Origin of the sequence: Aureivirga sp. CE67, assembly GCF_015767245.1 — a bacterium.
Lineage (GTDB): Bacteria > Bacteroidota > Bacteroidia > Flavobacteriales > Flavobacteriaceae > Aureivirga.
In genome coordinates, this window is record NZ_JADOTV010000007.1 from 168,789 (window position 1) to 189,148 (window position 20,360).

General features: G+C 29.5%; 23 protein-coding genes. 15 read left to right on the top strand and 8 right to left on the bottom strand.

All coding sequences use genetic code 11. The features are described 5' to 3' along the window. Positions 1-97: 97 nt before the first annotated feature. The 4 genes from I0K12_RS10770 to I0K12_RS10785 form a co-directional block, all read right to left on the bottom strand. Positions 98-1,195: an efflux RND transporter periplasmic adaptor subunit gene (locus tag I0K12_RS10770; RefSeq protein WP_196887910.1), complete on the bottom strand. Its 1,098-nt coding sequence runs from the start codon at positions 1,193-1,195 to the stop codon at positions 98-100. Between the two features lie 3 nt (positions 1,196-1,198). Continuing rightward, positions 1,199-2,497 (bottom strand): TolC family protein, encoded by a 1,299-nt coding sequence (locus I0K12_RS10775; protein WP_196887912.1) that lies wholly within the window; start codon positions 2,495-2,497, stop codon positions 1,199-1,201. A 379-nt stretch (positions 2,498-2,876) separates the two neighbouring features. Next, complete coding sequence (locus tag I0K12_RS10780; protein WP_196887914.1) at positions 2,877-3,209, bottom strand: rhodanese-like domain-containing protein; 333 nt, start codon at positions 3,207-3,209, stop codon at positions 2,877-2,879. A 46-nt stretch (positions 3,210-3,255) separates the two neighbouring features. Further along, entirely contained in the window at positions 3,256-3,591 is a 336-nt protein-coding gene (locus I0K12_RS10785; protein ID WP_196887916.1) for an ArsR/SmtB family transcription factor, read from the bottom strand. A gap of 93 nt (positions 3,592-3,684) precedes the next feature. On the opposite strand from I0K12_RS10785, the gene I0K12_RS10790 reads away from it, so the two are divergent. Both I0K12_RS10790 and I0K12_RS10795 read left to right on the top strand, forming a co-directional pair. Continuing rightward, entirely contained in the window at positions 3,685-3,984 is a 300-nt protein-coding gene (locus I0K12_RS10790; RefSeq protein ID WP_196887918.1) for a hypothetical protein, read from the top strand. Positions 3,985-4,331: 347 nt separating this feature from the next. Then, entirely contained in the window at positions 4,332-4,871 is a 540-nt protein-coding gene (locus I0K12_RS10795) for a hypothetical protein (protein WP_196887920.1), read from the top strand. 2 nt (positions 4,872-4,873) lie between these two features. Here the strand turns inward: I0K12_RS10795 and I0K12_RS10800 are convergent, their stop codons facing one another. Continuing rightward, positions 4,874-5,992, bottom strand: coding sequence for a retropepsin-like aspartic protease (locus tag I0K12_RS10800; RefSeq protein WP_196887922.1), 1,119 nt, complete (start codon positions 5,990-5,992; stop codon positions 4,874-4,876). A gap of 151 nt (positions 5,993-6,143) precedes the next feature. Here I0K12_RS10800 and I0K12_RS10805 point away from each other — a divergent pair, with 151 nt between their 5' ends. The 7 genes from I0K12_RS10805 to I0K12_RS10835 all read left to right on the top strand — a co-directional run bounded on the left by I0K12_RS10805 (position 6,144) and on the right by I0K12_RS10835 (position 13,030). Next, positions 6,144-7,337 carry a pyridoxal phosphate-dependent aminotransferase gene (locus tag I0K12_RS10805; RefSeq protein ID WP_196887924.1) on the top strand — a complete coding sequence of 398 codons (1,194 nt, stop codon included), beginning with the start codon at positions 6,144-6,146 and terminating at the stop codon, positions 7,335-7,337. A 216-nt stretch (positions 7,338-7,553) separates the two neighbouring features. After that, complete coding sequence (murB, locus tag I0K12_RS10810; RefSeq protein ID WP_196887931.1) at positions 7,554-8,570, top strand: UDP-N-acetylmuramate dehydrogenase; 1,017 nt, start codon at positions 7,554-7,556, stop codon at positions 8,568-8,570. A gap of 148 nt (positions 8,571-8,718) precedes the next feature. Beyond that, complete coding sequence (locus I0K12_RS10815; protein WP_196887933.1) at positions 8,719-9,165, top strand: hypothetical protein; 447 nt, start codon at positions 8,719-8,721, stop codon at positions 9,163-9,165. A gap of 3 nt (positions 9,166-9,168) precedes the next feature. Further along, complete coding sequence (locus tag I0K12_RS10820) at positions 9,169-10,074, top strand: hypothetical protein (protein ID WP_196887935.1); 906 nt, start codon at positions 9,169-9,171, stop codon at positions 10,072-10,074. Between the two features lie 117 nt (positions 10,075-10,191). Continuing rightward, the gene (locus I0K12_RS10825) at positions 10,192-11,043 is read left to right on the top strand and encodes a hypothetical protein (protein ID WP_196887937.1); all 852 of its coding nucleotides are present in this window, start codon (positions 10,192-10,194) and stop codon (positions 11,041-11,043) included. Positions 11,044-11,326: 283 nt separating this feature from the next. Beyond that, positions 11,327-12,517, top strand: coding sequence for a tRNA 2-thiouridine(34) synthase MnmA (gene mnmA / locus I0K12_RS10830; protein WP_196887939.1), 1,191 nt, complete (start codon positions 11,327-11,329; stop codon positions 12,515-12,517). 12 nt (positions 12,518-12,529) lie between these two features. After that, entirely contained in the window at positions 12,530-13,030 is a 501-nt protein-coding gene (locus tag I0K12_RS10835; RefSeq protein ID WP_196887941.1) for a shikimate kinase, read from the top strand. Between the two features lie 53 nt (positions 13,031-13,083). Here the strand turns inward: I0K12_RS10835 and I0K12_RS10840 are convergent, their stop codons facing one another. Beyond that, positions 13,084-13,560 carry a hypothetical protein gene (locus I0K12_RS10840; RefSeq protein WP_196887943.1) on the bottom strand — a complete coding sequence of 159 codons (477 nt, stop codon included), beginning with the start codon at positions 13,558-13,560 and terminating at the stop codon, positions 13,084-13,086. A 337-nt stretch (positions 13,561-13,897) separates the two neighbouring features. Here I0K12_RS10840 and I0K12_RS10845 point away from each other — a divergent pair, with 337 nt between their 5' ends. The 6 genes from I0K12_RS10845 to I0K12_RS10870 all read left to right on the top strand — a co-directional run bounded on the left by I0K12_RS10845 (position 13,898) and on the right by I0K12_RS10870 (position 18,683). Beyond that, positions 13,898-15,193: a PQQ-dependent sugar dehydrogenase gene (locus I0K12_RS10845; protein WP_196887945.1), complete on the top strand. Its 1,296-nt coding sequence runs from the start codon at positions 13,898-13,900 to the stop codon at positions 15,191-15,193. Positions 15,194-15,299: 106 nt separating this feature from the next. Then, the gene (locus tag I0K12_RS10850; protein ID WP_196887947.1) at positions 15,300-15,641 is read left to right on the top strand and encodes a hypothetical protein; all 342 of its coding nucleotides are present in this window, start codon (positions 15,300-15,302) and stop codon (positions 15,639-15,641) included. Between the two features lie 110 nt (positions 15,642-15,751). After that, positions 15,752-16,312 carry an RNA polymerase sigma factor gene (locus tag I0K12_RS10855; protein ID WP_196887949.1) on the top strand — a complete coding sequence of 187 codons (561 nt, stop codon included), beginning with the start codon at positions 15,752-15,754 and terminating at the stop codon, positions 16,310-16,312. Beyond that, positions 16,299-17,093 (top strand): hypothetical protein, encoded by a 795-nt coding sequence (locus tag I0K12_RS10860; RefSeq protein ID WP_196887951.1) that lies wholly within the window; start codon positions 16,299-16,301, stop codon positions 17,091-17,093. Before I0K12_RS10855 ends, I0K12_RS10860 begins: the two co-directional genes overlap by 14 nt. Position 17,094: 1 nt before the next feature. Continuing rightward, positions 17,095-18,159 (top strand): coiled-coil domain-containing protein, encoded by a 1,065-nt coding sequence (locus tag I0K12_RS10865; protein ID WP_196887953.1) that lies wholly within the window; start codon positions 17,095-17,097, stop codon positions 18,157-18,159. Between the two features lie 179 nt (positions 18,160-18,338). Continuing rightward, on the top strand, positions 18,339-18,683 hold the full coding sequence (locus tag I0K12_RS10870; RefSeq protein ID WP_196887955.1) for a DUF805 domain-containing protein: 345 nt from the start codon (positions 18,339-18,341) through the stop codon (positions 18,681-18,683). A gap of 40 nt (positions 18,684-18,723) precedes the next feature. Here the strand turns inward: I0K12_RS10870 and I0K12_RS10875 are convergent, their stop codons facing one another. Further along, positions 18,724-19,035, bottom strand: coding sequence for a hypothetical protein (locus I0K12_RS10875; protein ID WP_196887957.1), 312 nt, complete (start codon positions 19,033-19,035; stop codon positions 18,724-18,726). A gap of 119 nt (positions 19,036-19,154) precedes the next feature. Then, a complete protein-coding gene (locus tag I0K12_RS10880) occupies positions 19,155-20,309 on the bottom strand; it encodes an endonuclease/exonuclease/phosphatase family protein (protein WP_196887958.1) in 1,155 nt (384 codons plus the stop codon). Positions 20,310-20,360: the final 51 nt, after the last annotated feature.

Here is a 20,360-nt window from a genome sequence, read left to right on the forward strand (position 1 = left end):
TATTGAACGGATTTAAACTTTTACACTCAAAATTCGCTTCAAGCATGTCAACAGTAAACATCAGATGAAGCTCTCGTTTTGGTTTAAAAAGTATAAATCAGTTCAGTTGAATTGGCATTCCGTCTTTTAATCTGCCTTCGTGTTTTACAATAATTTTTTCATCCTTATTCAATCCAGAAACAACTTCAATTTGATTTCCTTGTTGATTTCCAGTTTGAATCCATCTTAAAATGGCTGTATTTTGATTGCTTGGTGTGAAAACTCCAGTTAATTGTCCTCTTTTTACCAAAGCAGATATTGGAACAAAAACACCATGTGAATTTTCTGATTTCTCTAATTTTTTTCCTTCATTGTTTAAAGAAATCGTTGCATACATATCAGAAAAAAGAGAAATGTTTTCAGGATTTTCGATAACTGCTGTAAATTCATATTGACGACTTCCCATTCCTGAAGATTTATCAATCTCATCAATTTTTGCCGTAAATTTTTTCGAAATAGAAGGAATTTCAACAGAAATTTTATCTCCAATAGAAGTGGTTGCTAAAAGATTTTCTGGAAGTTGCGACTTGATTTTAAATTGCTTGTTATTTTCAATTTTAAAAATGGGTTGCATCGGTGAAATCAAATCTCCTTTTTCAATCATTTTTTGCGTTACGATTCCAGAAAAAGGCGCAACTACTTTGTTATAAGAAATGATAGTATTCAATTCTTGAATTTGTGCTTTTGTTGCTTCCAACTTTGCTTTCATCATTTCATATCCAGCTTTTACATCATCCCATTCTTTGTCTGTAACCGAATTTTGCTCATGTAATTTTTGAAAACGATTGTAATTTTTTTCTGCAACATTATATTGCGCTTGTGAAGCCTTCAAACTTGCTTTTAATTGCGAAAGTTTCGCTAATTGATCTTTATTTTCAATAGTTGCTAGTAAAGTTCCTTTTTGCACTTTATCCCCAGCTTTTACGTAGATATTTTGTACATATCCATTCATTCTTGGATGCAAAGAAACTTGTTGCTGAGGTATAATAGTTCCGCTTAAAACAAAACCATTATTAGAAAGCAATTTTGGACTTTCCACAGAAACTACAACTGGCGTAAGATTTTGTGTTTTTACCACATTTTCTTTGTCATTTCCACAACTGGCTAAAAACAAACTAGAAAATGCAATTGTATATATAGTTGATTTAATTTTCATGACTTATTTTGTTAAAAATTCTAGATAAAACTGAAGTGTTTGTAATTGATATTTTGTCTCCAAAAGTTTTAGTTTTAAAGTGCTCACCATCGATTCAGATTGTAAAACATCCGAAGCTTTTTCTAAGCCTTGCTCAAAACGATTTCTACGGATTTCAAAACTCTTTTCTGCTTGTAAAAGAGCTGTTTCATAAACCTGAACTGCATTTTTTACAATCTCAATATTATCTTTCGTTTGACTGATTTCGATAGTTGTTTTTTCTAAAGTCTCTTTCAGAATTGTCTCATTTTTCTCAATAGCTATTTTTTGTTGTTTTTGCTTAAAAATATTTTGAGAACCAGAGAATAAATTCCAAGAAAGTTTTACACCAGCGAAATAATTTTCATTATCAAATTTTCCAATATCTTCTGTATTCCATTCATAAAAACCAAAAGCAGAAAGCGAAGGAACCCAATTTAAAGTTGTTGCAGTTTTGGAAGCTTTCAGAGCTTCGATTCCTGTTTTCATCGCATTTATATCTGCTCTACTTTCTACAGAATTTTCAGAAACTGTGCTCAAAGTTGGTTGTAATTGGATTTCCGCCAAATACAAGTTTTCTTTGTCAAAACCAATCAAATGTTTCAGCATTAAAAGTTGGTGTTTTTCATGGTTTATAGATTGCTTTAACTCCAAATTCACTTGCTCACGATAAATATTAGCTTCCAAAGCATCTGCTTCTAGAATCACTCCTTGGTTTTTAAAGTTTGTAGCAAGTTGCTCGATGGCTTTTGCAACTTCTAATCTGTGCTGATTGTTTTCAATTACTTTTCTCGAAAGTAGAGCGTCGATATAAGATTTTGCAACAAAAAACTCAATGTGTTCTGCGGTTCTTTGTTCGATAAATTGCTGCATTTGCCAATTCTTTTTTGCTGCTTTTCTTTGGTAAAGATTAGAAGTGTTTAGAATGGAAATTCCAGCATTTATTTTTGTATTAAAAAGTTTTGTGTCATCTGGGTTATTCAACAAAATTGGATTAAAATCTTGTTGTGTGATTTCTTTTTTAGATAAAGTAAAACCAAAAGACTGCATTGGATTATCGGTAGAATAATATCCAGATTCTGCATTGATATGTGGTAATAAAAATGCATTCGTTTGATTATACATTGCTTTTGCTTCAGCTGTGTTTTTGGAAGCAATTTGTATTTTATGATTGTTTTGTTTTGCCATTTGTATTGCAGCATTCAGATCCAAATTTGGTTTCGGATTTTCTTGTGCAAACAAACTTTGCAAAGCAATCAAGAAGAGGAATATTACTTTTCTCATTATATTTAATTATTAATATATGAACATTTATTCATTTAATTGATTAAAAATTTTTGACTTCGTTCAGATAAAGTATGTTTTTATTTTGATTCTGTTTGGCTTCGACTTCGCTCAGCCACATGTGTTTTCGTTTTTGCGAAAGGGATTGTAGTGGAAAGCTTTTGTTTTGAAAAAAATTAGTAGTTTTTTGGAAACGGAGGCGACCTTAGAAGCCCACGGATTCCTTAAAAATACTTTTTTTGAAAAGCAAAACTTGTAACGAAAAGCCCGACCTTTTTCCTTGGTTTTTGAAACGAAGGAAAAAGGTTTCGCCCAAAATAATTAAATCAATAAAACTATATATGATAATATATTCATATGGTAATTCAAAAAAATAGCATTAATTATGCATTGTCCAGCTGTTGTAACCACCTTTTAGATCGAAAACGTTTGTAAATCCGTTTGCTTTAAGGATTTTCATTGCTTTTTGGCTACGAATTCCACCTTGGCAGTATAGTAAAATTTCTCTGTTTTTGTCGATAGAAGAGAAAGAATTGATGAAGTTTGGATTGTTCACATCAAAATTTTGTGCGTTTCCAATTTTTCCACCTTTTACTTCTCCAGTAGTTCGAACGTCCACTAAAAGAATTCCTTTTTCTTTGATTTTTTCAGCGAAATCAACGGCTGTCAATCTGCTTGGATCTGCTTTGAAAATGTTCTTTAAAAAACTCATATTTATCTTTATTTAAGCTTCCACTCCAGAGAGTGGAAGTGGAGGATTATACAATGCTGCAATTTGACATACAATCGAAAATAGAAAGGATTTTGCGGTCTGTGACTCTATAATACATGTGCATTCCTTGTTTTTCAGAGCTCAAAATTCCTTTGTCTTTCATCTTGATCAGATGATGTGAAAGTAACGATTGTTCTACGTCAAGATTAATATTTTCTAGAATCTGAGAAACCGTCAATGGTTCTTCACGTTCCAAAACTTCTAAAACTTGTAAACGAATTGGGTGTCCGATGGTTTTTAAAATCTCGGCAACTTTTAAAACTTTTTCTGGTTCTATGATTTTATCTCTATTCATGTGGTAAATATATGAACATATTTTCATATACCAAATATTTTGTTGGAAATCTTTATGTGGAATTTATATATTTGGATTAAAATTGTTGAAAAATGAATGTTAGATTAAAAAAATAAAGAGATGGAAAAGGAAAAAATACTTAATCTTTTATGGCATCTACAAAATAGAAGAAATATGTATGTTTTGGGAGATTCATATGAATCGTTGGAAAATTTTTTGATAGGATATTTTATAGGGATTAAAGAGTTTTCTAAAAAAGATTATTTAGTTGAATTTAGTGAATGGTTAAAGATTAAAGAAAATGATTCTTTTTCCGTTTTTCCAACGGGATATATCTTAAATGTACTTTCAGATGGTAATTCTGATATAGCTGAAAAAAAACTGTTTATATTACTGGAAGAATTTTTTAAAACACAATAATATTAAAATGTCAGGATTTTCAAGTACTATATTAAACATTATCACGTTTGAAATCTTTTGTGAAAGTTTTATTTATTCTAAAACACACCCCTAGCCCCTCTCAAGAAGGGAACTTGACAATCCATATATTTTATACAAAACTAAATGTGATAATATTTATTAATTAAACAAGAAAATATCAATTTTGAATCTTTAATTCTTCTCTAAATAAAAGCCTCACTTTTATAGAAGATGATTCAGTTATTTATGATGAAAAATTTTTCAAAACACAAAAAGTTATTAATGGATTTTGGTAGGAAATAATTTTGGTAAAATTTTTGATTCAAGTTTTTAAAAAAATAAAAATTATGAAACAGTTTTACTTTATTATCGCTTTACTAGGTTTAATTTCATGTCAGGACAAAAAAGAAATTATACAACAAGATGAAATTGTTGAATCGAAATTTAATTTGGAAACAGATTATTTTGATTTTAAACAAAAAATGACAGACTTAGATACATTAAAAGTCTATATTAATCATTCTGTTTGTACATATCAAGGTCATGAGAAATTATTGATTACAAAAGAAAATGATTCCATTTGTATTAATTCAAGATTTAAAGAAGTTACTTTCTCAGAAAACCCAGAATGGAAAACTATGTATACTAGAAAAGTGGCTTTAAACGATACAATTTGGAATTTTGATCAATTTTTAAAGAGACAAAATAAGTCGAATTATACTAAAAAAAGTGCAAAGATGTCTATTAGATATAAAAACCAAAGGATTGTTTTTTGTTATGATTGTGGATTAGGTAAGTCAAATATGTTTATGGGAGATTATTACAAAGAAATGCGTAAAATTTTCCCAGAAAATAAGAATAATATTTATGGTGTTGATGTGCCTTGATATTATTTCACATCTTTCAATGTAACTTCAATTTCTTGTTGTTTTCCGTCCTTTTCTACAACAAGAATAATTTTTTTGTTTTTTTTCTCTTTTTCAAGCTCATGCATTTCGTTTGGATAATAATATTTTGTTTCCGTACTACTTATAGTTTTTTCATCATCATTTTCATCTAGTAAAACAGTAAGATCATTCATTTGTTTTTTAAAATGCAATTGACTTTTATTTGAAATCACCAAATCTGTATTCTTGTTATTAGTAATTCTTCTCAGCGTTATCATTTTATTTGGATAATCTAAAATGATATGAAATTGTCGTAACATTTGACCTCCAATTCTACCATTTTTTTTGTTCATAGAATTTGAAGTGTTTTGAATAACCGTAGTTGGATGTTTTATTTTGATATCACCAATCAAAAGATGGTCGATGATGAAATTATTATTTTCATAGGAGATTTTTTTATTAAACAAATAATTGTTTTCGTTTTCATGAAGCCAAAGAGAAGAATTATTTCCTATATCAATCAAAAGACTAAGTTCGATGCTAGAATTTCGATTCATTTTATAAGATTTAATTTTTCCGACCATATAAGGTTTTTTATTCATGAAATCCAATTTGAAAGAACTACATTTTCTGCAAAATTTATATTTATAAGCTTCAGGAGTGTAGAAAGTGATTCTTTTGGAAGTGTAATTTATATCAACAATAAAATTCTTCAATAAATCATAACCAATAATTCCATCAATTTTTTCAAAAATAAGATTATCACTATTTTTATCTACAACTAAAATATTTTGATTTTCTGCAACGATGTTTCGAATTTCAATTTTATTATCTCGTGCAATAAAATTTAAATCTTTACGTTTAATATTTTGATTATCAGTTAAAAACTTAGTTTTTTTTGATTTAAAAATCGTTGTTGTATTTATGTCAGAATCTAAAAGAAAGTGAAGTTTATGACCATTTACTTTTACAGGTATAATGATCAAATTGTCAAACAATTCGAAGTTGACTTTTTGCTTTTCTTTTGGATATGACAATTCGAACTCATTCTGAGCTTGAGAAGTGTTAAATAAAACTAAAAAAACACAAGTAAGGATGATATGTAAGTAGTTGTTTCTCAATGGGTTGAAATTTGATTACAAGTTACTAAAGCTCAGGGTCTTATCATAATGATTAATAAAACTTTAACCTTGCTAAAAAGTTTTAAAAAAACTCGATTGATTTTCCCTTTTTTTTTGCAATTTTGCTTATCAATAAAAAAGTAAAATACAGATGCCAAAAATATCATTAAAGGGAACAAATATGCCAGAATCTCCGATTCGTAAATTGGTTCCTTATGCAGATCACGCAAAGAAATTAGGAAGAACAGTTTTTCACTTAAATATCGGTCAACCAGATATTAAAACTCCACAAGTTGCTTTAGATGCTATCAAGAATATTTCAATGGATATTATTTCTTATAGTAAGTCTGAAGGATCTGATGAGTACAGAAGAAAAATTGCGAATTATTATATTCAAAATGATATTCATGTAGGAGCTGAAGATATTATCGTTACAAAAGGTGGTTCTGAAGCTTTATTATTTGCTATTGGAAGTATTGCAGATCCAGGTGATGAAATCATCATTCCTGAGCCATTCTACGCAAACTACAATGGTTTCTCTGTTGCTTCTGGTGTAACTATTCGTCCTATTGTTTCTACAATTGAGAATGATTTTGCTTTACCAAAAATTGAAGAGTTTGAGAAATTAATCACTCCAAAAACAAAAGCAATCTTAATCTGTAACCCAGGAAATCCAACAGGATATTTATATTCAAAAGAAGAAATTCAAGAATTAGCAGATATCGTAAAGAAACACGATTTATTCTTAATTGCTGATGAGGTTTATAGAGAGTTTATCTATGACGAAGGTGTAAAACACTATTCTGTATTAAGCGATTTCGGATTAGATGATCACGCAATCATTATCGATTCTGTTTCTAAGCGTTATAGCATGTGTGGAGCAAGAGTTGGATGTTTAGTTTCTAAAAACAAAAACTTAATCTCTACAGCAATGAAATTTGCACAAGCTCGTTTAAGTCCACCAACTTTAGCACAAATTGCAAGTGAAGCTGCTTTAGATACGCCACAATCTTATTTTGACGAAGTAATTTCTGAGTACAAAGAAAGAAGAGATACTTTAATTTCTGAGTTAAACAAAATCGAAGGAGTGAAAGTTTCTGCACCAAAAGGAGCTTTCTATTGTATTGCTGAGCTTCCAATTGAAGATGCTGATGATTTTGCACAATGGATGTTAGAGAAGTTTGAGTTAAACAACCAAACAATCATGGTAGCTCCAGCTGCTGGATTCTATTCTACAAAAGGTTTAGGTAAAAATCAAATTCGTATTGCATACGTTTTAAAGAAAGAAGATTTAGTTACTTCTGTTTCTATTTTAAAACATGCATTAGAAGCTTACAATAAATAAAAATAACCTTGAACTTTTTAAAAAGAAGTTTAAGATTAAAATAAAAAAGGATGTTTTGGAATACTCTAAAACATCCTTTTACTTCATAGATAAATTGGACTAATTTTTGAAAAACAAATTTAGTTCCCCTCTTGAGAGGGGCTAGGGGTGTGTAAATCATCAATTCTTCAATCTTATCTGTGAAAATTAATAACAAAGACTTTAAAAAATAATTTAATGAAAATCCAACAAAATATATCTTTAAAAAACTTCAATACTTTTGGGATTGATGTAAAAGCAAAAAACTATGTTTCTGTTCAAAATTTAGAAGAATTAAAAGAAGTTCTAAGACTTTCTGATTTTTCTGAGAAATTCATTTTGAGTGGAGGAAGTAATATGCTTTTGACAAAAGATGTAGAGCAGTTGGTAGTTCATTTAAATTGTAAAGGAAAAGAAATCATTTCTAAAAATGATGAGGTAGTTTTTGTAAAAGTTGCTGCTGGAGAAAACTGGCACGACTTTGTGCTTTGGTGTATTGAAAATGATTTTGGAGGAATTGAAAATCTTTCTTTGATTCCTGGAAATGTTGGAACATGTCCAATTCAAAACATTGGAGCTTATGGTGTAGAAGTGAAAGATGTAATCACAGAAGTTGAAGCAATGCATAGTAAAACTGGAGAAATTCGAGTTTTTACGAATGAAGAATGTACTTTTGGTTATCGTAATTCTATTTTCAAAAATGAATTGAAAAATCAATTTATTATCACGAATGTAATTTTTAGACTTTCTACAAAAAATCATCAGACAAAAATTAGCTATGGTGCAATTCAGCAAAAATTAGAAAAAAATAAAACATCTGAAAATCCTACAATTAAAAATATTTCAGATGCTGTAATTGCTATTCGTCAAAGTAAATTACCAGATCCAAAAGAGATTGGAAATAGCGGAAGCTTTTTTAAAAATCCAGTGGTTTCTAGAGAGCAATTTTTAAAGATTCAAAAAGACTTTCCAACAATGCCATTTTATGAAGTTTCGGAAACAGAAACGAAAATTCCTGCTGGCTGGTTGATTGAAACTGCTGAATATAAAGGAAAGCGTTTTGGAGATGCTGGAGTGCATACAAAACAAGCTTTAGTTTTGGTGAATTATGGAAATGCTACAGGAAAAGAAATTTTCGAATTGGCACAAAAAATTCAAAAAATAGTTTTAGAAAAATTCTCTATTTCATTGGAAATGGAAGTGAATATTTATTAAGTTTTAAATAAATATTTGCAGAATTTCAAGTTCCCTTCTTGAGAGGGGCGAGGGGTGTATTTTGACTTAAACAAAATTCTATCATAAGGTTTCAACCGTGATAATGTTCATTGTTTTTTTTCTATTTTTGAGAAAAAATTAGAAAAACATGAAAAAAATAATTCTTCCTCTTTTAGTTTTAAGTTTATTTGCTTGTAACCGTGTAAAAGACAAAGCAACTTCTGCTATAAATAAAACTGGAGAAATCATTGGAGAAAGTTCTTCTGAATTGGTAAATGGAATTTCGAATGGTATTGATAAAAAGTATAAATGCACTTTTGAAATTCCTGAAAACGAAAAATTTAAAGGATTAGAGACTGGAATTTATGAGATTAAATCAAATAATTCTGGAAGAGAAAATGTGATTTCACTGTATGTTATTTTCAATGAAGATTTTAAACAAAATATTTTAATCAAAGCTTTCAACGAAGAAAACTTGGAATATGGACGAAAACAGATTGATTTGTCTGGTAAAAAAGGAGAAGCAAAATATGTGGATATTTCATTTAATGATGAGGTGAAAATTAAAACAATAAGCAATTTTACTTTTGAATAAAATATGATGAGAAAAATTGCTATTTACCTATTTGTTTTTATATGTTTTGTTTCTTGTAATAAAAAGAAAAAAGATATAGAAATAAGTGAAAAGGAGAAAATCTACCAAGAGAAATTAGAAGCTATATTTAAAGAACAAGAAGAGAAAAAAGATACTTTAAAACCTTTCAAAGAAATTCAAAATTTTCCTGAGATTAAAGATTCTTTAGCTTTTATGAAGCAATTAAGAGTTGATTTTAATTTGGATTTTGATTTGGCAAATGCTAGACCAGAAGAGCATAAAATATTGAATTATGAAAAAGTGAAACTATTTGGTTCAGACAAAGATTTTTATATCATAGAATATTATTATACAGATGTATCATCTGCTTCTTTTCCTGATAAAAAACAATATTTAATTGATGAAAAAGGAAATTTAATTGAATCTTTCTGGGCTTTGAAGTATCGATTTGTTGAAATATTTAAAGATAAACCACCCTTTCTTTTAGCAACTTATAGCACTGCAAAAGGAAATGGTTGGCATGAGATTTATCGTTTTAAAAAGGATTCAATTATAAATATCTTTAGGGGTTTAAATGGTGCTTATCTACGAACTTATGATACGCATACCGATGAATCTATTATTAAAAATGAAGAACTATCTTTTGAAATTTTAGATGAAAATAAAGATGGTTTTAATGATATCGTTTTTTCTGGAAAAGTTTTAATGATAATGGGGCTTATAGTTGAAAATGACACAATTTGGGTAGATGGTATTAATGAAGAAGAATATACAGAAGAAAATCCTTTTAAAACAATTGATGTAGAATATGTTTTCCTTTACAATCCTAAAACAGAAATGTTTGAACCAAAAGAAGCATATAAGATGAAATATTTAGATATTAATGATAATATTATTGTCTTTGATTAGTTTTTATAGAAATAACTAAGGTTTTAAACATTTTAACTCAAAAATGATTGTTATGCAAAGAAAAAAATTATTTTTGGGAAATATTTCAAATAAATTGAGATTCCAAGAAGACAGACCATGATAAAAAATATATTAAAAAAGTACTTTTTAATAACGAAAATACGTAATCGATTTAATCCATCGGTGCAAATCGCACAAAGACAACAATTTCATTATTATAGAGATTTAGCAAAGAAAAACGAACTTCCACCAATTTCTGAAACTGGATATAGAGTTTTTTCTCAGTTTGAAGAAGATGGAAAATTACTTTATTTGTTCGCAATTTTAGGAATGGAAAATAAAACATTCATCGAAATTGGTTCGGATGATGGAGTAAATAGTAATTCTGCAAATTTATATTTCAACTTTGGTTGGCATGGATTATTTATTGACGGAAATCCAAAAAGTATTGAAAGAGGAGAGCGTTTCTTTTCAAAGTATCCGCATAATTGGTTTTATAAGCCAAAATTTGTTTGTGCAAAAGTGAAAAGAGAAAATGTAAATTCTTTAATTAAAAATGCTGGGATTGAAGGAGAAATTGGATTACTTTCTATTGATATTGATGGAAATGATTATTGGGTTTGGGATGCAATTGATGTTGTACAACCAAAAGTTGTAATCATCGAAACACATGTGGAATTTGGATACAATGATATTGTAGTTCCTTACGATCCAGAATATTTTTATCCAGGAAAACACCCAATGTATCATGGTGCTTCTCCAGTTGCGATGACTAAATTGGCGAAAAGAAAAGGATATCGTCTAGTTGGAGCAAATGATTTAGGTTTCAATTTCATTTTTGTGAAAGAAGGTCTAGCAGATGATTTGATTCCTGAAGTTACTGTAGAAAGTTTATTAACGCATCCTTCAGTTTTAGATGGATTTAAAAAGTTTGAACCAGTAAAAGATTGGGAATATCAAAAAGGATAATTTTTAATAAAATAAATTAAAACTAGTTTCGAAAGAGGCTAGTTTTTTTGTTTTAAGTTTATAAATAAACTTTATCACGTTTGACTTTATTTAAATTATACAGACTGTCAAGTTCCCCTCTTGAGAGGGGCTAGGGGTGTGTTTTAAAATAATTAAAACTCTCTCATAAGATTTTACGTGATAATGTCTAATGTTAAAAAAATACACTAAAAACACCGGAAAGCTTCCTAGGAACTTATTTGCTAATAATTCGTATATTTGCACACTTAAATTTTTTACGTAAATGAAACGTGTAATTGTAGGACTTTCAGGAGGAGTAGATAGTAGTGTAACTGCTTATCTATTACAACAACAAGGATATGAAGTTATCGGACTTTTTATGAAGAATTGGCATGATGATTCTGTGACAATTTCTAATGAATGTCCATGGCTAGAAGATAGTAATGATGCAATGTTAGTTGCAGAGAAGTTAGGAATTCCATTTCAGGTTGTAGACTTGAGCGAGCAATACAAAGAACGTATTGTGGATTACATGTTTGACGAATATGAAAAGGGAAGGACTCCAAATCCGGATGTACTTTGTAATAGAGAAATTAAGTTTGATGTGTTTATGAAAATCGCATTAGACTTAGGTGCAGATTATGTTGCAACTGGTCACTATTGTAGAAAGTCGGAATTTGTAAACGAAAATGGTGAAACAATTTACCAATTAAAAGCTGGAGTAGACATAAATAAAGATCAATCTTATTTCTTATGTCAGTTGTCACAAGAGCAATTATCAAAAGCGCTTTTTCCAGTAGGAGAATTGACAAAACCAGAAGTTCGTGAGATTGCTGCAGAAGCAGATTTAATCACCGCAGAAAAGAAAGATTCACAAGGTCTTTGTTTTATTGGAAAAGTAAGATTACCAGAGTTTTTACAACAAAAATTAGCTCCAAAACAAGGAGAAATTGTTCAAATTCCAAATGATTTAGCTTTATACAATGAGCAAATGCCAGAATTTGCTAATTTGGAAGAAGAATTAGCTTTCAAAGCGAAAAAGTTTGTATATAAGAAAGAAGACGGAAAAGTTGTAGGAAAACATTCTGGAGCGCATTATTTCACAAAAGGACAAAGAAAAGGATTGGCAGTTGGAGGAACAAAAGAGCCTTTATTTGTAATTGAAACGGATGTAAATACTAATATCATTTACACAGGAGAAGGAAAAATGCACAAAGGTCTTTACAGAAATGTATTGTTTGTAGCAAATGATGAGTTACATTGGATTCGTGAGGATTTAGCTTTAAAAGCTGGAGAATCTATGGTAGTAGAAGCTAGAATTCGTTATCGTCAAGCATTAGAAAAAGCAACTTTATATAAAGTAGAATCTGGTTTATATGTAAACTTTGAAAATGCACAATCTGCAATCACAGAAGGGCAATTCGTAGCTTGGTATAAAGATGAGGAACTTTTAGGTTCTGGAGTAATTGCTTAATCTGATTTGAAAATGAAAATTTCATTAATAGGATATATGGGAAGCGGAAAGTCTACTGTCGGAAGGCTTTTAGCAGAAAAATTAAATATGAATTATTTAGATTTAGATTCTTTTATTGAAGAAAAAGAGAATTTATCTATTGATGAAATATTTGCCCAAAAAGGTGAGATTTATTTTCGTACTGTAGAAATGAAGTATGTAAAAGAAATTCTAGAATTAGAAGGAGATTACGTACTTTCTATGGGAGGAGGAACTCCTTGTTACGGAAATAATTTAGCAGAATTAAATTCAAAATCAAAAACAGTTTATTTGAGAGCTGCTATCGGAACTTTGGTAGAAAGATTGAAAAATGAACGACAAAATCGTCCGATTATCCAAAAGATAAAAGATGAAGATTTACCAGAATTTATAGCAAAACATCTTTTTGAAAGAAGAGATTTTTACGAAAAATGTCAAACTATTATTTCTGTAGATAAAAAATCTGTAGATGAAATAGTTGAAGAAATAGTATAAAAAAAGAGGTCAATTTGACCTCTTCTTTTTTATATAAAATAATTGATTCAAAATTATTCAGTTGCTTCACAGTCTAATCCGTCAATTAATGCTTGAATAGCACCATCTTCATCACCACAAATTGCTTTTTGATTTTCTAATCCAGCTTTGTATAAAAGACAGAAGTTTGAATATTGTGCATCTCCAACAGAAACTCCATCGAAAGTAGCTTTTAATTGAGCTACACTAGCAGTAACTTGATCACAAGTAAGAACTGTTTCTCCACCACAATTTCCAAGATTAGCAATCAAAACTTCTAAAGCAGCGTTATCAGCTCCACAAATTTGTAATTGTGTTTCTAGTACAGCTTTGTATTCTGCACATTTCATGTTTTTATCTTCTTCTGATGCGTTTTCATATGCATTTAAAGCCTGTAAACTATCATCTTCAGCTTCTTGACATGCATAATGACTTGAATCATCTTCCGTCTCACTACATCCAACTGCTATAAAAAGGGCAAATATAAAATACAGTAAATTAAATTTTTTCATAATGTTAGTTAATTGGTTTCCGACAAAAATAATATAATCTCATTATTATTTACGATTTTATAACATTATTATTGTATAAAATGAATTATTTTATAGAATTTTAGTTGTGAATAATATGAAATTTAACGAATACGATATTTTTATGAGATTTGTAGAAAAAGAATCAAGTCTTTAGTTTACTTAAAATGAATGATTTTATCTTCAGAGCAAGAATGCTAACAAGAAATTAATAAGAACTAAAAAATATTTGTTAAAAAACCTTCCATTTAAAAAGAAATAAAATCAATTTTTTCAGAATTTGGTTAAATTCAGGCATTCATTTTAAAATTTATCTCTTATGAGACTTAAAATTGTATTGATAACGGTTTTGTCAGCAGGATTATTTTTTTCTTGCAAAAACAAAAAAAAAGAGGTGGTAGATATTATTGAACTAGAAGAAGCTACACCTGTAAATAACACTAATCTAGAAATTCCAGAAGGCTTTGCTGCTACTGTTTTCGCAGACGATATAGGAAAAGGAAGACATATTGTTGTAAATGATAATGGCGATGTTTATATGTCGCTTCGTCAATTGCATGAAGGGAAAGGAATCGTTGCCTTAAGAGATTCTACAGGAGATGGAAAAGCGGATATGATCGAATATTTTGGCGATTCTCCAGGGACAGGATTAGGGATTCATCATGGCTACTTATATTTCAGTAACGATACTAATGTTTTTCGTTATAAATTCAAAGAAGGAGAACTTTTACCAGAATTAAATCCAGAGTTGGTGATTTCAGGTTTTCCAGAGCAAGACCAACACCAATCAAAACCGCTTTCTTTTGATGATAAAGGACATATTTTTGTAGATGTTGGAGCGCCGTCCAATGCTTGTATGGAACAAACCAGAACTCCTGGTTCGCCTGGTCAAGATCCTTGTCCAGAATTAAAATGGCATGGTGGAGTTTGGCGATTTGATGCGAATAAACTAGGGCAGACGCAACAAAAAGATGGAGTTTTGTATGCTACAGGAATCCGAAATGCAATGGCAATGGACTGGAATCATGATGTAAATGAACTTTATATTGTACAACATGGACGAGATCAATTGTATCCTTTTTTTCCAGAATATTATGATGTAAAAATGAATGCGGAACTTCCGGCAGAAGAATTTTTATTGGTAAAAGAGAATGCTAATTTCGGTTGGCCATATTGTTATTATGATGGTTTGATAGACAAAAAAGTACTTGCTCCAGAATATGGAGGAGATGGTAAAAAAATCGGGAGATGTGCAGATATGAGTGATCCGGTTATGGCTTTTCCAGCGCATTTGGCACCAAACGATTTGGTTTTTTATGATAAAGAAGCTTTCCCAGAAAAATACCAAAAAGGTGCGTTTATCGCATTCCATGGTTCTTGGAATCGTGCTCCAGAAAAGCAAGAAGGTTATTATGTAGTTTTCGTTCCGTTTAATGGCGAACTTCCTTCAGGAGATTGGGAGATTTTTGCTGATGGTTTCTCAGAAATTGGCGAAGTTTTCAGTCCGAGTGATGCAAAACACCGACCAGTAGGTGTTGCTGTCGGAAATGAAGGTTCTCTTTTTGTTTCCGATTCTGTGGATGGTACTATTTGGAAAATTTCTTATACGAAATAAACATCAATTTCCCCTCCTTGAATTGGGAGCAGGGCTGTCAAGTTCTATTTTGATTTATAGATTTTTGGTGATCGCTGACGCGAGTTTGTAACTCGTGACCACACAAATGCTAGAAACAATAGGCACACTTTACAAAAGTGCGCCAGGTTTTCAATTAAAAAAATGGGAGAATCTGACAGCTCTGCTTGAATTAGGAGGGGAAAGTAAATATTTTATAATTCTTATTATTTGGGCGAAACCATTTTTCTTCGTTTTCAAAAAAAAAATCAGAAAAAGGTCGGGCTTTACTTTCCAAGTTCTCTTTTTCAAAAAAAGTATTTCTAGGAAATACATGGGTTTCTATGGTCGCCTCCGTTTTCCAAGAACTACTAATTTTTTCAAAAGAAAAACTTTCCTCTCCAATCCCCTTCACAGAAAACTTTCAAATGATTTAAAAATTGCTTTTTAACTTCAAGGTTTTTAAATATTTAATTAATTTCAATAAAAAAATATAAAAAAGAAGGCAACCTTTTTAAAAGGCCGTCGTCTTTAGTATAAAGAAACAAAATATTGAATGGTTTGAAAATTATAAAACTAAATACTTCTGATCAAGAACTTATCGAAGCTGCTCTCAAAAATAAGAGAAGTGCACAGAAGAAAATCTTTGACAGATATGCACCGAAAATGCTTGCAGTTTGCCGAAGATATATCAGTGATTCTTATTTGGCAGAGGAAGTGATGTTGCAAAGTTTTATGAAGGTTTTTACAAATCTTGAAAACTTTGAACACAAAGGAAGCTTTGAAGGATGGATTAGAAGAATTACGGTGAATAATTGTATTTCCTATTTGAGAAAGAAAGAGAAATTGGTTTACACAGATTCATTTGTTGATTTGGAAGTGGAAGAAGAAGAAACTTTCGAAGAATTTGAAATGGAATATCTGCAAAAAATCATTGATGAATTGCCGGAAGGATATAAAACAGTTTTTATGCTTTATGCAATGGAAGATTATAAACACAAAGAAATTTCAGAAATGCTCGGAATCTCTGAAAGTACTTCCAAATCACAATTATTTAAAGCAAGAAAAACATTAAAATCAAAATTACAAACCCTAAAAACGAAATCCTATGAAACAAGATAATTTAGATGCTTTTTTCAAAAAAAGTTTCGAAAACAAGGAAGAGAAAGTTTCGGAGGAATCTTGGAAGCGTTTAGAGTTTATGCTAGATAATTCTGAGGAGAATAAAAAAAAGAAATCGAAAAAATGGTATTATTATGCTTCGGCAGCAGTTCTATTTTTAGGTATCGGTTTGTCATACTTTTTTCAGAATAATCTTAAAAATAATTCTACAGATTCTCAAGGTATTGTTTCTATAGAAACGAAAAAAGATACGGTTTTAGAAAAAGAAGAAATTCAGGAGATTTCTATTGAAAAACAAATTATAGAGAAAGAGGAGACTTTTGAAAAAATAGAAATCAAAAAGGTTGATTTAAATAAGGAAAAACCAATTTTAGAAATTGCCTTAGAACAGAAACAAACAGAAAAAGAAAATGAGATTGAACAAATAATAGAACAAAAAGAAATAAAAATTGAGAAGGAGAAAGAAAATCAAATAAAGATTGATGCTTTGGCACTTTTGGCAGAAGTAGAAAACGAGTTGGAAGAAATTGATAATAAATATGTATTGCAAAATCCAGATATTTTAAATAAAAAAATGAATAGACAAATGTTGGATTCAGTACTATTGGCAGAACTTGATATGAATTTCAAATCTACAGGAGTGAAGATTGATTCAGAAGTTCTTTTGGCGGAAATTGAAACTGAAATTGACTTTGATAATTCTGTTTTAGATCGAGGAGTTTTAGCATTGATAAAGAAAAAAATTAAAAATATAACAGTTGAAATTGTAAGTAGAAATTAATATGAAAAAATTATTAGTAATAGTATTTGTGTTCTTGGCGATGAACACTTTTGCGCAAGATCCATTTACGGAGGAAGTTCAGAAAATTGCAAATCAGATAGAGCAGGTAAAAAAAGAAGAAAAAGCGAAATTAAAAGACAAAATCAAAAGAATCAACGCACAAGCAAATGCAGGTGAAATTTCAGATGCTGTTGCTGAAGAATTAAAAATAGCAGAAGCAAAAGAACATGCTGTGATTTTGGAAGAGAAAATAGCAAAACTTAACGAGGCTTTGCAAAAAGCTATTGAGAAGAAATCTAATTTTAATTCGGAAGAAGCTTTAGCAGAAAATGAAGAGAATGAGGAAAACGAAGAGAATGAGAATACAAATAACCAAGTATCTATTAAAACGGATATAGACTCTTCTCCAAGATATCGATATTCATTATATCATTATACTAAAGATAAAAATGGTAAACAAAAAAGAGTAAATTATATTCAGCAAGATCATTTAATTATAGGAATTGGATTGAATAATTTACTTCAAGATAAAAAACTAAGTTCTTTAGAAGATTCAGATTTTAGAATTTGGGATTCTTATTTTGTAGAATTGGGATATTTAAGAGCTTGGAAACTTTCAAAGTATAAAAAGACTTTTCAAATAAGAACTGGTTTTTCTTTTACTTGGGATAAGTTGAGAATTAGCGATAATAGATATTTTGTAAGAGAAAATAATCAAACATTTTTGGATAAATATCCATACGAAACAGAGTGTGTGAAGTTTAATACTTTAAGATTTCAAATTCCAGTGTTTTTGTATTTAGAGCTGAATAAATTCCAGTTGGGATTAGGAACTTATGGATCTTTGAAAATACATGCGAAACAAAAAATAAAATACATCGGAGAAGATGGAAATAAACACAAAGATAAAGTGAAAAACGACTTTAATACTACCAATTTTACTTATGGTTTTCAAGTTGTATTAGGGATAGATACTTGGAATATTTATGCGAAATATAGTCCTTCGCCATTCTTTAAAAATTCCAATTTATCTCAAGCAGCTGCAGGAATAAGATTTGAATTATAGAAAAAAGGTTATCACAATTTGTGGTAACCTTTTTTAGTTTTTAAAAGATATTCTACTCTCTGAAAAATAAAATAAATATAACGTGTTGAATGTTAATTTTTTATGTGTTATGTGTTATAATGTGATTTGTAAATGTGAATTTTAATTATATATTTGTCAAAAATTTAATATATATAGTTGTGAATTGGTATTTAAAAGTCTTGAAAGAGTATGCAAATTTTAATGGAAGAGCAAGAAGAAAAGAATATTGGATGTTTGTCTTATTTAATTCAATAATTTCAGTCATACTTACACTAATTGGTTTTGTTGCTATTGGAAATGATATTATTGGGAATCTTTATAGTTTAGCAGTTTTATTACCTTCATTAGCAGTTGGAGTACGAAGAATGCATGACGTAGGAAAAAGCGGATGGTTTATTTTGATTCCTATTTACAATTTGATTTTATTTTGTACAGATGGAGATAGAGGAGAAAATGAGTACGGAGCAAATCCTAAAGAAGAAGAGACAATAAATTATATTTAAAGTATTTATAGAAAGAGGCTAATTTAATTAGCCTCTTTTTTTATTTGATTAAATCTATTTCTGAATCGATAGCTTTTTCTTTCCAGTTTTTCTTTAATAGCTGATAAAAACCATAACATATAGCAATTCCGAAAGGAGTCAATAATAAGCTAATTAAATTTTCATTTGTGTTATTAAATATATTTAGAGCAAAAATTTCTATTGCAATTCCTAAAATAATTCCAGTAAGAAATAAACCAATAATATAAGAGAGAACCCCTAAAATGGCGAACCCCCATTTACTTTTGTTATATTCTTCAGCAAGTTTGTAATAATATTTCCCAATCCAATAAACAAGTAATAATCCTAACATTTTTTTGTGTTTTAGTTAATTTTTTTTGTAAAAATAGGATTTATAATTTATTAAAATATTTTTTTGTAAAAAAATGAAAATGTTGCTAGGATTGTTTGATGTTGATAAATTTCAGTTTTCTACTTAATTATCAATTTACTAGTTGTTTTAAAAGTTTCCGTTTCTAAACTTAAAATATAAATTCCTTTTTCTAAATTAAGATTAAATTCATTGTATTGGTTTTTCTTACAATTAACTGTTTTTATATGTTTTCCTGTTAAATCAATTATTTTTAAAGTGGCATCTTCAGAAACTTCTCTCAAATCAATTGTAATATTTCCGTGGCTTGGATTTGGAAAAACTTTAATATTTCGTTCTGAAAATTCAGGAACAGAAAGTCCAGATTCTTCTATTTGAAGTTTTAAACCAACAGGTCTATGATCTGAAATTTTTGAATCATATTCTGAAAAACCTCCAGAAAGATAATCATCAATTCTGATTGTTCGGATTTCAGAGTTTGGATGTTCAAATTCTTCGAAAATTTCGTTTGTAATTAAAATATGATCTAAATGAGAAGGCCAGTTAGGATAAGACCAAACAGAAGCATCTTCCATTGCGATATCCATATCAGCAAATTTATAATTGGAAGTATCTTCAATAAACATTTGAAAAACATTATTTGCAGGAGCGTCCGTTAAAATATCATTCAAATCTCCAATAACAATTACTCGTTTTGAATCAAAATTGTTGTCGATATATTCTTTTAAAAGAGAACTTGCTTCGTTTCTTCTATTTTCCTCATCGTTTACATTGTTTTCATTCAAAATTCCGTCACCACAACATTTAAAATGATTATTAATCACAATGATCTCTTCTCCATTAAAAGTTAATTCCATCACCGAAGGAGATCTTGGGAAAGGTTTCCAAAAAGGCGAAGTATCATAGATTTTATAAATTGATTGAATCTCTATTGTGTTTGTATTGTAAACATAAGCAAGTCCACCAGACCACTCATCAGCAATGTGATAATCGTAATCTGGTAAATTATCAATCATTTCTTTAAAAATAACTTCATCATCTACTTCTTGAATTCCGATAACATCGACATTCAAAGCTTCTATGATTTGACTTACTGAATTTATGGTGGTAGTTCCATTTTTTGGAAACCATTCGATATTCCAGGTTACAACTTCAAAAGTTTCATCGTTACCAAAAGTGATATCGCTGAGGTTTTGAGCAAAAAGAGGTAAACTAAAAAGTATTGCTAAAATTAGGGTTATTTTGTTCTTAAACATTTTGTGAAGTACATTTCGATTGTTTTAAATATTCGATAAAAGTACTCTTTT

Excerpts from the sequence above, each read along its gene's own strand:
- I0K12_RS10770 (WP_196887910.1), bottom strand. The coding sequence starts at position 1,195 with ATGAAAATTAAATCAACTATATATACAATTGCATTTTCTAGTTTGTTT.
- I0K12_RS10775 (WP_196887912.1), bottom strand. The coding sequence starts at position 2,497 with ATGAGAAAAGTAATATTCCTCTTCTTGATTGCTTTGCAAAGTTTGTTT.
- I0K12_RS10780 (WP_196887914.1), bottom strand. The coding sequence starts at position 3,209 with ATGAGTTTTTTAAAGAACATTTTCAAAGCAGATCCAAGCAGATTGACA.
- I0K12_RS10785 (WP_196887916.1), bottom strand. The coding sequence starts at position 3,591 with ATGAAAATATGTTCATATATTTACCACATGAATAGAGATAAAATCATA.
- I0K12_RS10790 (WP_196887918.1), top strand. The coding sequence starts at position 3,685 with ATGGAAAAGGAAAAAATACTTAATCTTTTATGGCATCTACAAAATAGA.
- I0K12_RS10795 (WP_196887920.1), top strand. The coding sequence starts at position 4,332 with ATGAAACAGTTTTACTTTATTATCGCTTTACTAGGTTTAATTTCATGT.
- I0K12_RS10805 (WP_196887924.1), top strand. The coding sequence starts at position 6,144 with ATGCCAAAAATATCATTAAAGGGAACAAATATGCCAGAATCTCCGATT.
- murB (WP_196887931.1), top strand. The coding sequence starts at position 7,554 with ATGAAAATCCAACAAAATATATCTTTAAAAAACTTCAATACTTTTGGG.
- I0K12_RS10815 (WP_196887933.1), top strand. The coding sequence starts at position 8,719 with ATGAAAAAAATAATTCTTCCTCTTTTAGTTTTAAGTTTATTTGCTTGT.
- I0K12_RS10820 (WP_196887935.1), top strand. The coding sequence starts at position 9,169 with ATGATGAGAAAAATTGCTATTTACCTATTTGTTTTTATATGTTTTGTT.
- I0K12_RS10825 (WP_196887937.1), top strand. The coding sequence starts at position 10,192 with ATGATAAAAAATATATTAAAAAAGTACTTTTTAATAACGAAAATACGT.
- mnmA (WP_196887939.1), top strand. The coding sequence starts at position 11,327 with ATGAAACGTGTAATTGTAGGACTTTCAGGAGGAGTAGATAGTAGTGTA.
- I0K12_RS10835 (WP_196887941.1), top strand. The coding sequence starts at position 12,530 with ATGAAAATTTCATTAATAGGATATATGGGAAGCGGAAAGTCTACTGTC.
- I0K12_RS10840 (WP_196887943.1), bottom strand. The coding sequence starts at position 13,560 with ATGAAAAAATTTAATTTACTGTATTTTATATTTGCCCTTTTTATAGCA.
- I0K12_RS10845 (WP_196887945.1), top strand. The coding sequence starts at position 13,898 with ATGAGACTTAAAATTGTATTGATAACGGTTTTGTCAGCAGGATTATTT.
- I0K12_RS10850 (WP_196887947.1), top strand. The coding sequence starts at position 15,300 with ATGCTAGAAACAATAGGCACACTTTACAAAAGTGCGCCAGGTTTTCAA.
- I0K12_RS10860 (WP_196887951.1), top strand. The coding sequence starts at position 16,299 with ATGAAACAAGATAATTTAGATGCTTTTTTCAAAAAAAGTTTCGAAAAC.
- I0K12_RS10865 (WP_196887953.1), top strand. The coding sequence starts at position 17,095 with ATGAAAAAATTATTAGTAATAGTATTTGTGTTCTTGGCGATGAACACT.
- I0K12_RS10875 (WP_196887957.1), bottom strand. The coding sequence starts at position 19,035 with ATGTTAGGATTATTACTTGTTTATTGGATTGGGAAATATTATTACAAA.
- I0K12_RS10880 (WP_196887958.1), bottom strand. The coding sequence starts at position 20,309 with ATGTTTAAGAACAAAATAACCCTAATTTTAGCAATACTTTTTAGTTTA.